Consider the following 13,210-nt stretch of genomic DNA (forward strand, 5'->3'; position numbering starts at 1 on the left):
ATGCAGAGCAGCTTGATCGGTGTCAGGTTGCAGCCACTTTGCCGCGACTACGCCTAGAGCGTGCTGGTTTAGGAGGCTTGGGCTGACCGTGTCCAACACGTTGGTGCCAAGCCGCTTCGAGTGCCGCAGGCAGATCGTTCAATTTGGCCAGCTGTGCCTCCAACGCGTCGGCACGCGCTTGCTGGACGGTAAGTTCCTGGCGAGTCTGAGAGACCGTGTCCTTCGCGCGCTCGAGCTCCTCGTCATGCAGCCGTTCGGCCATTGCAGCTTCTTTTCGGAGGCTCATCAGTTGCTGTTGAGCCTCCTTGGTCTCCTGGCGTGCCCAATCCACTTCCGCATGTGCACGGTCTTCCGTAGCACGCACATACTGGGTCAAAGTGTCGCGCTCAACACGCGCCGCTTCCTGCACATGCTGGAGCTGAATCTGCAGTGCTTCGCAGGCTCTTTCTACTTCTGATACCGGCGTTGGATCGGGCGTTGGTTGCGGCCGGCCTCAAGGCCAGAATTGGGCCGCTCAAGCTCTCGACCGTGGTCCAGCGCGTGGCCGTGCTGTCCACGGCGCACAAGCTCAAGCGCTTGGCCAACCCGTGCGAGCTGCCCAGTGTCAGGACGCTGTTGAGCCGCGCCCGCCGAGCCTCAGTCAAACGCGGTGAGCGGCCGACCAAGAAGACCGCCATCACCCGGACCGAGCTCGAAGCCATGCTCGCGACCTGCGATGACAGCCTGGAAGGCCTGCGTGATCGCGCCCTACTCTGCTTTGGCTTTGCCAGTGGCGGGCGCCGGCGTAGCGAGATCGCAGCCGCGGACATGCGGGACCTGCGCAAGGTGGGCGAGGACGGCTACATCTACCGGCTGGAGTACTCCAAGACCCAGCAGGCCGGGGTGAAGGTGGATTCGACTCCGGACAAGCCGATCCTGGGCCGCAGCGCCGAGGCGCTGGCGGCTTGGCTTGAGGCGGCAGACATACAAGAGGGAGCGATCTTCCGTCGGATCTGGAAGGCACGGGTTGGCCCCGCCCTTCTGCCCGGCTCAGTGGCCTCGATCGTGAAGCGTCGGGCGAGGTTGGCAGGATTGGAGGGGGACTTTGGGGCGCACAGCCTTCGGTCCGGGTTTGTCACTGAGGCCGGTAAGCAAGGCGCGCCATTGCCTGCAGTCATGGCCATGACTGAGCACCGTTCCGTGGCGAGCGTGATTGGTTACTTCCAGGCCGGAGCAGCAGAAGACAACCCTGCCGCTCGACTACTGAAGTAATTTGAGCCCGACCGCAAAAAAGCGCAATGCGTTCAGAAGCCGACGGACAAAGTTGACCAGCCCATATCGGACCTAACCGGACCATTGTTTGGTACGTTCGAACGACACTGGCCAATCCGCAGATCGCTGTCCCAGACCGGCCATGAACATTTTGCCATCTGCCGCCGCCTTCGCCTAGTTAGCGGCGCAACCACTCGTCGCGGATCTTATCGATCGCTAGATCCTTCCATTGCTGCTGCCAGAGATCCCAATAGGGAATATCAGTCGACGCTGGAGCCACCGTGCATGCCTCGATCTGGACTACAGACGGCAGGGCGATCGATTCTCCGACCAGCAGCGCCTCCCCCTGCTTGAAAGCCGGCATCTTATCGATGAGCGTCCCCAGCGAGTCCGGCAGCAACTTACGAACGTAGCCTTGGTCGACCGGATTGGTCAGACGCATTGCGATAAAATTGTTGCACTGTGAAAAGATCGTCTCGGAGATCTCCGAGGGCCGCTGACTCGCGAGAAGTAATGTAACGCCATATTTGCGGCCCTCCTTGGCGATGCGCTCGATCGACATCTTCGAGGCGCGGAACTTCGACAGTTCACTATTCGGCACATACTTGTGCGCCTCTTCGTAAACGAGAAGAATCGGCGCATCGTTGTTGACCTTTTCCCGCGGATCGGCGGCGCAACGCAGGCGCTTGTAGAAGTAGCCATGCTCGAAAATCAGGCGCGAGATCAGCGAGACTGTGATGCTCAAAACTTCGAACGGGACGCCGCTCAAATCGATAACGGTCACATTGTGCAGCTTGCCCGTGCTGTAGCCGAGAATGGACCGTAGCGTTTCCTCGAAAGAGATCGACTTGGATTTCTCGCCTAGGAAGAAGTCGAGGCGCCGGTCGTTGATCTTGCTCTCGAGACGGTTCACGAAGTTGGTCAGCCGCCCATAAAGGCTGCCCTGCGTGAGCTTAGGCTGCCCTGCCTTTTCCTTATTGCTTGAAGCATATACCTCTCCGGTATCGACCATCTCCGTGTTGCGATGGTTGGCGTGATCCAGAACATCGCGAATATCGAACAGGAGCGGTGTGTCCAGGTGGATCCGGTTCTTGTCGTCATCTGCTCCCGTAAAGTGCGCCTTACGGCTCTGGATCACGGCATCCTTAAACACGTTGCGCTGATTGTGATCATTCGCCTCGGTGTCGAGGAAGAACTCCTCCAACTCCTCACCGCTCAGCATCCAGTAGGGGAGTACCAGACTGGCGCTGTCGATGAAATTCGCTTCCGGAAAGGCCGCGCGATATTCTGAATGGATATCGAAAATGATCACGTGCGAGTTGTTCAACGTATAGTCGCCCTTAGCCCCGACCGCCTTCTGAACGATCTTTGCGACCGTGTGGGACTTGCCGGAGCCCGTGGAACCGACCACCGCGATATGCTTGTTGAAGAATTTGTTCCCGTCGACGGGAACCTCAACCTCTTTGTTCGTCGCAAGCCTCGAGAAGCAGAAGCGATCCTGCACGGGTAATGAGCTGCCATAGATCAAGCGAATATCGTCGATCGACGCCGGCTGGACCGTCTTCGGCGGGATCGCGAGGGCGTCTCCGCCGCGCTCAAACTTCTTATCGCGCAGAATGCCGAGCGGGAAAGCCTCGATCACATAGTCCTGGCTGCCGTCGTCGCGCGCCTGAATCTGGAAGTTCTCAATGATGGCGACCAGTACCGAATTCTCATTGTCGGCGATCTTCAAATATGAGCCGACGCGTAGAGACTCCTCAGCAATCCTGAAATTCTCGAGGTCATCGACGACGATCTTGACCTTGTTAGGAAAGACAGCGACGACTTCCGCTTTTACCTCACTCATAGCTATCCCCTAAATGATCTTGTCGATATCTTCGTAATTTGGAATCTGGAACCGGATGTGGCTTATAGCGCTATCACCAAATTCTTCAACCTGCTGACTGCGATAGAACTCGTAGATCTCGCGCGAGCGTTGGAACGACAGAAAGGTCTGCCGCGCCTCCGCCAGATCGCAGAATAGCCTCAGGGCCGGACCGGCGTGGGCGGATGCCGGCCGGGAGATCGACCCGGCGTCGAACTTGGCACCCTTGAAATCGTAGCCGTCAACGAAGCGAACGTCTTCGTTGTGCAGCTCCTGCTTGAGACCGGCAAGTTCACTATCATCGATGCCCACGAGCAGCACGTAGGGCGAAAAGGGCTTTGCATCTCGCTTGGAGAGCTTGGAGTATTTCCGGGAGATAGTCTTCAGAAGCGTTTTGACCACGTTCCGGCTGTATGTGTCGCCAGCCGGGTGGATGATGAAAAGCCGGTCGGCCGGGGAGACATTGACGCCCGCCGCGAAAAACTCGTTGCGTAGCTCGCGATAATATTTGGCCGTACCGAGCTTGGCGATGAACCACTCATCAAAGATATAAGAAGATGTATCTATTCGCTTTATGAAGGCTGCCCTTGTTGTGGCGCGCAGAGCCTCGTCCGGCTCGATCGCCAGTTCCTTGATCACCCGCAGGGCGTTGTTATAATAGAAAAATTCTGCCACGAATGGTGAGCATCCGAACTGTTTGACAAGACTCTCGATGATCGCCTGAAACTGATCCTTGAATTTCGCCGCATTCACGTCGATTGAGAGAACCCTCAGGAATTCTTCAAGCTCCGTGTCACTGACGTCAAGCTCTTCGTGCTTTTTAACCGTCTTATCTTTTGATGCAGTTGTGAGAAAATTTGTCTTGAGGAAGCTGATATCGAATGGGAGCACCAACTTATCTTGCCCGGACGCAAAATGACCGCTGAGCTGGTACTGGATCGTTGGCCGACCGGCGGTGAGGCCCGCTTTATAATGCGCGAGCATGAACATGATGGCAGGCTTGATAACCGAATGATTATATTCGGATTTCTCGTAATATTTGCACTGGACGGCAGTCGTTTCCGTAGCCGTGTGGATGTCGATATCCTCGATGCATTCGATCGCTACCGAATCATTCGCACTGGATAGCCCCAGGATGCTGAGGATCGAGCGATCGAATTGATAGAAATAGCCAGCAATTGTAGAAACTGCGCTCCGATCGGCCACCATTACCCCCTGCGGTGATCTGCCGCGCGGACATCGCGCCCGCATTCGTTCGTCATCGAAATCCCCATTATCGGCTTCTCCCGTTTCTCGATGATCGCATATCGGCGATTGATGACGTCATTGTCACAATGCGATCCGATTTCCAGCGACATGTCGGAAGGCGCGATCACGGCAGGTGAGAAGGACGACCTGCATGCGGGTTGCTGCCTCCGACAGAATCTCGATCATTGTGTCGAGACGGGCATCGTCGGAGTAGACCAGCGGATCGTCCAGTATCAGCGATACGGGCTTTCCCTGCTCCAACAGCATATCGGCGAATGCAATGCGCGTGAGGACAGCAAGCTGCTCTTGCGTGCCGCGCGACAGGCTCGCGCAGCTTTCCTCCATGCCCGCACGGATCACGCTTTCGAGACCGAGATCCTCCGAAAAGGTGAGCTCGCATCCAGGCAGGAGACGCTCGATATGACGCTTCGCTCGCGCCGCCACCGGACCGACAAATTTGGCCGACGTCTCGTTACGGGCGGCATCGAGCGTGCTTCGCAACACCTTCAGCGTTTGAGCTTCATCGGTGATGCGCTGAAGGGCAAGACGAGCCACCTCAACTTCCTCGGAGGCGGCAGCTGTCCGATCAGCGAGGCCGAGCCCGCCCTCGCTCTCGATAGTCCCTTCAAGGCGCGCGATATCGGTCTCCAGCCGCGTTCGGGTTTCTACGGCGGTGCGCACCCTTGCATCGATCAATTCAATCTTGCGCTTGATTGCCGCAACGTCGTGCGCAGAGGCATCGCGGAGCGCGTCTTCAACCTTGACCGAAGCCTCGGCGGCTTGCTCGCGCGCCTTGGCCAGATTTTCGGTAAGCGTCGTCCATTCAGGTCGCCGCTCGATCGCCTCAAGCGTGCTGACGGCGTTGGCAACATCGCTCGAGGCCCTGGCTTCTGCCGTCGCAAGCGGCGCTTCCTCCTGCTCGGCGCGACGCAGGGCCTCGATGGCGCTATCCTGAGCCCCTTCGGCACGGGCTGCGGCGCTATCGGCCGTATCCATAGCCTTCGTGAGCGCCGCGATATCGGGAAGTTCCCCCTCCCCTATGGCATCTTCCGTGCCGAGCTCGGCGATGAACAGCTTGAGCGCGGCGGATCCAGCGGCAAGCTGAAGGACATCATCGGCGGGAGTGGCCGCTTCGATGCGCGCCTCCAGGGTTCGCAGCTCCGCTGCGGCATCCCTGGCAATCTCGTTGCGGGCTCTCGCGGCAGCAAGATCGACGACACCGAGATCGTCGAGCGCCGTTTTCCGCTTACGAAGCGCAGACGCCAAGACCTCCACGGCGCTGGTGGCAGACGCCGGCGGCGTGATCTGAAGCTCGGCGGCGCCGAAGCGGATATGAACTTCGCGATCAACAATGCGCGCGCCGATTGCCATTGGCTCGTCATCAATCGTAATTCCGTCCGCTGAGCCGGACAATGCAATCCGGGTTGCGCCGGCGTTCACCACCGCTTGCGCTTCCGCAACGGCGCGATCATGCGCTTCAAGCGACGTCAGCACTTTCGGGGCGATCGCCGTGTCGGAGAGCGCCTTCGCGGTGCTGTTTTGTTCCTCAAGCTTCAGGAGGTCGGCATGCCGCCGACGCGCGGCCTGGATCGCGGCACCACGACGGCTTTGTCGGATCCGCTCTTCGCCTTCAGCCAGGGCCGTTCGCGCGGCCTGGCGGTCCGTGCGTGCGGAATCGAGCGCGGAGCGCGCATCCACCACCTTCTGCTTCGCCGCCGACAATGCGTCGGTAACCCCGAGACGATGTTCGGTTGCCTGGGTCAGCGCGGCGTTGGCATTCATCCGGGCCTGCGTCGCGTCGTCGTGGCGCTGCTGAAGGTCCGCAAGCGCCTTCACCTTGCCGTTGACCGCTTCCTGCTCGGCACGACGGGTGGTGAGGATCTGGGCCGCCGCTCGTGCGATATCGAGCGAAGCAACCAGGCCGCTACGCGTCTGCGCGTCTGTGTTGTCCGACATCTCGCGCTGAATGATCTTCAGGCGGGCGCGAGTCGCCTCGACATCTGAGAAGCTGCGCTCCAGCGTGGCCAATCGATCCGCGGTTTCGCGCGCCGTGGTCTCGGCGGCCTCGAGCCGCTCACGCGCGTCGGTTTGCCGGCCACGCTTCTGGCCGGTCGGTGTCCAGTAGAGCTCATATTGAGCCTCGACCCGATCCCTGACGCGGCGATAGGCAGCGCCGCCCATGATCGATCCGACTTCCGCCTCGAGCGTGGAGGTGATGCTGTCGCGCACGATCTGGCCGGGCGCGGTCACGGACAAGGCCTCGGTCTGGGCGACCCAAAGTAAACCGAGCGCGCCATAGGTCGCGACATCGCCGCCCCGGCTCGTGTCGCGGACCGAGCCGAGCAGCGCATTCAAGCGCGCCTCGGCCTCCTCCCCCTGCGCACGGCCCTGAGGCCCCGAGACCTCGACCGAGGCGCTGCGCAAGAAATGCTTGGTCACCGACCAAGGCGTGCCATCGACATCGAAAGCGACCTCGACCTCAGGACTGACCGCATCGCCGTGTGGGGCGAAGGATTGGGCCAGCTGATTGCGCGTGTTGAAGCGGACGAAGAAGGCCGCGCGCAAGGCCTCGAGAAGCGTCGACTTGCCCGTCTCATTCGGCTCGATGACGACGTTGAGGCCGTCGGTAAGGCCCTCGATCACGACGGGTGCGCGGAATTTCCGGAAATTCTTCACCGCGATGCGACGAATGGCGAAGCTCATGCCGACTCCTCCCGGCTATATTCGACGAAGAGGCGCTCAAGGGCCCGCTTCGCAACCGCCGCATCCTCGCCGCCACCTTCGATCCTGGTATTAAGCATCGCCGCCGCCGCCCCGAGCATGCCCTCGACGGCCAAGTTCGCAATGTCTTCTTCGCTCGGCCGACCCACCAGATCATCCGCGCGCACGTCGAGATACCGCAGCTGATGGCCAAGATCGTTTTCGAGCCGACCCAGCATGTCAATCCGGTCGCCGAGACTGGTGATACCAGCCAGCGTAAGGCGCAAAAGCGTTGTGGGCGCGTCGATCGCGCCGAGGAGCAATTCGCACTCGGCATCGAACGCTGCCCGGTCACTGACCATCCAGTCCCGCAAAAGCCATTGGAAGCGGCCCGTGCGGATCGGCGTGACGGACGGCTCCACACCGGTCGACAGCTCGACGACAAGGGCCTGTCCGGGATCGTCCCGCTGGAAGCGGTCGACTTCGGGCGTGCCGGCATACCAAGTGCGACCATCGACGCGGAGTGCCCCGTGCCAGTCACCGAGTGCCAGATAATCGAGGTTCGATCGGCGTGCGCGATCGGGCGCGATCTGGTTCCTCGTTTCGCCCTGCGAGCCGAAGTCACGGATCGAACCGTGTGCGAGACCGATACGGAGGGTCGCGCCGGGCGTCTCCATGGAGTCGAAGCGGGCGGTGGGATCTTCGAGATTGTGGCGATGCTCAAGCGGCGCGGGCAGCAGCCAGACGCCGGGGTTCATCTCGATCGGCTCGGGCCTCGACAAGATGGCGATGTTTTCGCTCGCCCGTTGACGGACGCGATCCCATAATCCGCCATTGCGCGCGAAATCATGGTTGCCTGGAAGCAGCCACCAGCGACAGCTATGACGGCTCATCCGGGATATAGCTTGGACAATCGTCCTGTCCTCCGGACCTTCAGTGTCGAAGATGTCGCCGGCAACGACGACGTGCTGTGCCCCGTGTTCGACCGCCGTGCGCCCAAGTGTGTCGATTGCCTCGAACCGCGCCTCGCTGAGGCCGGCCCGGACTTCGGGCTCGAAGTACCGATACGGTTTGCCGAGTTGCCAGTCAGCAGAATGGATGAATTTCAATATGCCCCCCCTGGTCAGGATTTCCCTATCCTCGCTATGCGCGGGAAGTTCTCGGCCGCCGCCGGCTCGATCTTAACCGACGGGACAATGTTCGGCACCCTCAAAAATACTGCTGCCCCTTTGTTGGGGTCTTCCCCTAGAGTGTCACGTCGCGCTCCCGCTTGCCATTCGCAGGCGATTACCGCCCAAACTGCGAAACGATCCTGAATGACCACCTCGGGTCGAATGCAGCCCATCCCTGCCCTACCCCCGATAAATTCCCCTAATCCCCTGCCTTGGCCGATGTCCGCTTCCGGCCAGAAGCGGACATCGATCAGTGCCGCGTGGCCCACTTTGCCGGTTCTCGTCTTTTTCTCACGACTTCAACTCTCGCCAGCGAACACATTCTGCGAAGTCGCTCAGCGCTTGCTCTGAGCCTTGGACACACGTTTGATGATGGCCTCGCCGGCGCGCGAAGTGCTATATCCCCCGTGAAGGTTGCGAAGTAGGCCTCCGCAACCTTCATGGCCTCCTCGACTCGGCCGAGCTTGATCAGGCCCGAGGTCAGGCGATCAAGCACTGACACATCGCCGGTGCGGCCTGTCTCGTTGAGCTGCTCTTCGATAAGCTGCGCGATCAGGCCGCTCTCTAGGGTGATCGCCGAGTGCTAGCGCATCGTTGCGATCGCATCGCGATACAGCGTGGAGGCGCCGACGAGGTCGGATGCCTCTAGGCCCCGTGCGACTTGCACGAGCTCGCGCATGGCATTGAGCAGGGCACGGAAACGGTCATGCGTGGCGTAATCGAGTGGTGGGAGTTGACCCAATTGACCAGCGTAGTGCGTTCCTGTGCGATCCAGTCGCCTTCCAACTCGCCGGTATCATCCGAGCTCAAGTCGTCGGCCAAGATCTGCACTGTGTGCACACCGCCGAGGTGATGAGTCACGTAGCGGTGCCACAACAGATGCCGGTCACCGCTCCAGGCGCGCTTTCTGGTGCCCATACCTATGTAGGCTCGCGTCGCGGTGTGCGTACACGTAGCAGTCCTTCGGGGCGGTCTGGTGCGCGGTTGACAACGGTGCCAGACGCACCCGGGAAGCGTCTGCGACGTTGAGGATAATGCCATTGCTGGTGAGGTCAACCGAGAACTTCATCGCTCGCGCTCCACTCCCGCACGACGGTGCTAGGCGCGCCGGATCAGCAGAGAGATGACTTTGTACTGCAGCTGGCCCCCCATAAAGGCCGGGTTGTCCGCGAAAACGTACGCCAGCTTGCCCGGCGTCCAGTCGAACACCTCGACATCGGTCACCTGGAACTGCGAGCCCTTGAGCATGTGGGTGTTGTAGTCGTCGGTCGTGGCCTGGACAATGTCGCTCAGCGAGGCGGAGGCCGACACGCCGACGCGGTTTGCCAGGTGAATCCACTTCACCGAATGTCCGCAGAGCGGCGGCAGCACCAGTCGGTCCTCAATGTTTTCGCGGTACTGCTTGGGACGCTCGGCCATCGGTAGGTTCGGCGAGGTGCGGTGCTCCACGTCACCGGGGTGCGAGCCGGCAAACCAGCATACGATGCCATCCGGTGCAAAGCTCGCAATGGCGTTGGCCGTCGGTGCGGTGACCGTGAACACGTCGTCGTGCAGTAGCTCGGCGCCGACACCGGCGTCGCGCACCGTCTGGCGCGCGAGCGCGATCAGCTTGGGGTTGTTGTCCATCGCCAGCACGGTCCGCTTGCCCGCCAGCGCCACCGTGCCCAAGCCAATGCCGCAGCCGATTTCAAGCGTGCGCTGGCTCGGGGTGATGTTGGCCAAGGTGCGGTAGATGCCCTGTTCTTCGTTGACGCGCGACTCGCGCGCCCAGTGGTCCGGGTAGGTCGTTGCGTCCATGCGTTGCCACGTGTACTTGTCCATGCGGACCTCGTTATAGGAAGAGCGTTAATCACGACGCCCGCGCGAAGCGGCGTGCCACGCGCTCCCACAAAAGTAACGGGCGCACCCACGCTTTTCAAGGCCACCTCGTCGACGAGCGCGTTCAAGTTGCGTGCGTGCGAACCCGTAGTCAGTCTTCGAACAAGGGGGCGTCTGGATTCCAGTCCTCGCGCAAGGCGATCGTGTTCACCGCGTGGAACGGGTTGGGTGCGTTCGGATACGCGAGTTGCAGTGAGGCAAAGGCCGAGACGGCGATGATGGCGCCCACCTTACTGGTGCCGTGTGCGTCCAGGATGTGCATGACCGCATCGATGCGCTCTTGTACCGCTGGATGGCGCTTGCCTGGTCCCCAGTTCGCGCGTGACAGTAAGGTCATGGCGAAGAGGGCACAGTAGATGCCCGTCTGACGCTTCGCCGCAATAACGGAAGCCGATTGACCGGTCGCCGCCGCCTGCTCGGCAATCCGCTCAAGCATCAAGGTGGTGGCGAACGCATCGCAGGAAAATTCTTCGTGCTTGCACCCCTCGAGGTCGTCCCAGTCCGCGGCCGTTCCGACCTGCTGGTGAATGAGGTGCTGCAGTTCGTGCAGCACGGCCCAACTCACACCGAAGATGGCCAGCTCGCCGCCGACTCGCGCTGGATCACCCTCCACGTGGTCGACAAGCTCACCCGGGGACGGCAGGAAGTCGGGCCAAGGCACAGCATCAACGTCGACGGAGGCGCGGGTGGCCTCGAAACAATCGAGGATGGCGCCGAACCGCGTTAGGTTGGCTTCCTGGGTGCTGGCGTATTGCTGGTAGGCGGCATAGCCCTCCCACAGGGCAAAACTCGCTAACCAGAACAGCCGCATGACGCGGTGGTTGAACCGGATATAGAAGAATCCACCGGCGTCCAGAACGATAGGGCCATCCGGCCCATCGTCTTCAAGTATCTGGAATTGCGGCGAGTACTCGTCCCAATAGCGTTGCAGTTCGACGGTGCGCTCGGGTGCGACGGCAAGAAACATGCCGTGGACGACCTCGCGGAGGTTGCGTAGCTGTGTTGGATTGTTAATAGGTTGCAACCTCAATTTAGTGGATCGGCAGCACATACCGTCCATCTGAATTTTACCTCGTTGGGGACCACGCGAACTTTGGCGGTAAAAATGCTTCGCCAATAACACATGAAAGCTAGCGGCATGACGCTTGTCTGGTCCTAGCTCCCCAGCTTGGTGAATACCGTTATAGTTGCCAAAGCCATTGGCTCGCCGCGCCGAGGCATCGCTTGCACGTTAGATGGGTCTATCGTCAGGCCGATTTAGCTCACTCATTCTTCCGTCTGGTAGGGCCGATCCGGACGTCTGCTTTGGGTCGGAAGCTGCCCTCCCCTATCCCCGATAAACATCCCAGATCCCCTGCCTCGCCAACATCCGTTTCTGGCTACGAACGGACGCCTTGATTGCCTCAGGAGTGGGAAAAGCCTGCTCCCCGCCTGGCTGAAACGCTGAGCTTATCCACGATCAATTTGGCAAAGGAAACCGGACCGTCGGACTGGAAGATGAGATCACCAAAGAGGACCTTGCACGCGACAGGGCCACGTAGAACAGTTTCGCCCGCGCCGCCTGATCTCTTTCCCGGTCAAAGTGGACTGCATCCGGAACTGCTACGCGGTCAAACTCCAGTCCCTTGAGCAACAGCGGCGTCGATACCGTGCGCCTCGGCAGATGCCGGCCCATGTGGCTCACCCGCTGCCGAGTCACGAAGGCACTGTGCGCCAACGTGGCATGCTTTCCCTCAGCCAAGGCCGTCAGCGCCTTTGTCGTATCCCGAACCAGTTCCGCGCGGAATATCCTGATCCGGCTGTGCAGGCGAAGGCCCGCCAATGCATTGACCGCCTCCTGGGGATCGCCGGTCACACCCAAAGCTCGATAGGATGCGGCAACCCTGTTCCAAGCATCCACGTCCTGGTCCGTATCTTTCTCACCGTGCTTCAATGACTTGAATGTCACTGTCGCTTTCTCAAACCCCCGAAGCAAGCTTTCGCGGCTGCTCGCAGCCGATTTGTCCCAGGCAGCGGCGAACTCCTGCAGCGCTCTGCAGGCTATGTCTTCGATTGCCTGGTACGCAGCGTTGCTCAGTTTGGCCAGTTGGTCACATGCCCCACGCCTGCAATGAAGTGCTGCGACGGTTCCACGCGCCTCATCCAGCCCGTGGAACAGGGGCGACAGGTCGTACTCGTCTTCGCATGGCAAGTAGGTTGCAGGGCCACTCGTCAGATCCACAGACTCGCCCCGTTCCAGCTGGTGCCTGACCTGCGCTATCCACTCGCCCAGCAGGGGGTTGGTCCCCTTCCATCGCATCGGCTCTTCGAGGGTGCCCACTAGCGGAAAATCAGTAAAGACGTCGCGCTCCCATGACACACTTGGGTTTTCACGAAAGCCAAATATCCCCTGCATGGGATCGCCAAAAACGATGGTAGGCAATTGCTCCGCCAGTGCGACCACAAAATGGTGTTGAGGCAAGTCGCAGTCCTGATACTCGTCCACCAGCACTCGATCGTAGGAAGCCGCAATGACGTCTCTAACCGGTGAAGCCGAAAGCACGTCCAGTCCACCGACGTAGAGTTTGCCCCACTCGTTGCCTACAGGCATCCTCCCCAGGGGCTTTCCCAACGTTGGGAAGGCCGCCGTGTAGCGCGACGCCCAACTTGCAATGGTGTCGACCGCGGCGGCACGGGGATCAATGCCCAGGCGAATCATGCGCGCGCGCAGTGCATGGACACCGGCATGCGTGTGCGTCAAGACCAAGGTTCTTCCCGCCAAGCCCGTAAGCTTGGCTATCAACTCGGTCTTTCCGTGGCCCGCCGGCGCCACCACACTGCCTCGCCGCACGCCCAAGAGGCTCTTCGGACTAAGCATAGAGCCACGCCTCGATCTCTCTCAGGGCCAGGGCTAATTCAGACTTCGGTGATTGGGTTATGGCCTCATCAACCACGAAAGCCAAACCGCGAGCAATGTACTGATTTTTGAACCATGCATACTGTTTGGCTAGCCCGGCCAGCCTTTGCATGACCGCCTCCCGCTTCAGTCCGAGTTCGAGTTCGAAATCCATATCCACGAAGGATCCATTTCCAATCCCGCTAGGCTGTATCGACATTC

Annotated in this window: 10 protein-coding genes; 2 read left to right on the forward strand and 8 right to left on the reverse strand. The window is 60.4% G+C overall.

The features are described 5' to 3' along the window. Nucleotides 1–88: 88 nt before the first annotated feature. Nucleotides 89–457, forward strand: a complete 369-nt coding sequence (locus CEK66_RS16990) for a hypothetical protein (RefSeq protein WP_152237684.1) — start codon at nucleotides 89–91, stop codon at nucleotides 455–457. Then, nucleotides 430–1,251 carry a site-specific integrase gene (locus tag CEK66_RS16995; protein WP_152237685.1) on the forward strand — a complete coding sequence of 274 codons (822 nt, stop codon included), beginning with the start codon at nucleotides 430–432 and terminating at the stop codon, nucleotides 1,249–1,251. Before CEK66_RS16990 ends, CEK66_RS16995 begins: the two co-directional genes overlap by 28 nt. A 178-nt stretch (nucleotides 1,252–1,429) precedes the next feature. Here CEK66_RS16995 and CEK66_RS17000 read toward each other — a convergent pair whose 3' ends face one another. The 8 genes from CEK66_RS17000 to CEK66_RS17035 all read right to left on the reverse strand — a co-directional run. Next, nucleotides 1,430–3,097: an ATP-binding protein gene (locus CEK66_RS17000; RefSeq protein ID WP_152237686.1), complete on the reverse strand. Its 1,668-nt coding sequence runs from the start codon at nucleotides 3,095–3,097 to the stop codon at nucleotides 1,430–1,432. A 9-nt stretch (nucleotides 3,098–3,106) separates the two neighbouring features. Then, the gene (locus tag CEK66_RS17005) at nucleotides 3,107–4,324 is read right to left on the reverse strand and encodes a DUF4297 family anti-phage-associated protein (RefSeq protein WP_152237687.1); all 1,218 of its coding nucleotides are present in this window, start codon (nucleotides 4,322–4,324) and stop codon (nucleotides 3,107–3,109) included. A 120-nt stretch (nucleotides 4,325–4,444) separates the two neighbouring features. Further along, nucleotides 4,445–7,066, reverse strand: coding sequence for an AAA family ATPase (locus CEK66_RS17010; protein WP_152237688.1), 2,622 nt, complete (start codon nucleotides 7,064–7,066; stop codon nucleotides 4,445–4,447). After that, nucleotides 7,063–8,172: a DNA repair exonuclease gene (locus CEK66_RS17015; protein ID WP_152237689.1), complete on the reverse strand. Its 1,110-nt coding sequence runs from the start codon at nucleotides 8,170–8,172 to the stop codon at nucleotides 7,063–7,065. The genes CEK66_RS17010 and CEK66_RS17015 overlap by 4 nt, the downstream gene beginning before the upstream one ends. 1,161 nt (nucleotides 8,173–9,333) lie before the next feature. Further along, entirely contained in the window at nucleotides 9,334–10,056 is a 723-nt protein-coding gene (locus tag CEK66_RS17020) for a class I SAM-dependent methyltransferase (protein WP_152237690.1), read from the reverse strand. A 148-nt stretch (nucleotides 10,057–10,204) separates the two neighbouring features. Further along, nucleotides 10,205–11,080, reverse strand: a complete 876-nt coding sequence (locus CEK66_RS17025; RefSeq protein WP_193312697.1) for a phage exclusion protein Lit family protein — start codon at nucleotides 11,078–11,080, stop codon at nucleotides 10,205–10,207. A gap of 492 nt (nucleotides 11,081–11,572) precedes the next feature. After that, complete coding sequence (locus CEK66_RS17030) at nucleotides 11,573–12,970, reverse strand: UvrD-helicase domain-containing protein (protein WP_152237692.1); 1,398 nt, start codon at nucleotides 12,968–12,970, stop codon at nucleotides 11,573–11,575. Then, nucleotides 12,963–13,210 (reverse strand): hypothetical protein (locus CEK66_RS17035; RefSeq protein WP_226978655.1); only part of this gene is annotated, 248 nt, incomplete at its 5' end. The genes CEK66_RS17030 and CEK66_RS17035, both read right to left, overlap by 8 nt.

Origin of the sequence: Xanthomonas sp. LMG 12460 (assembly GCF_009192895.1) — a bacterium.
Classification (GTDB): Bacteria; Pseudomonadota; Gammaproteobacteria; order Xanthomonadales; family Xanthomonadaceae; genus Xanthomonas_A; species Xanthomonas_A sontii.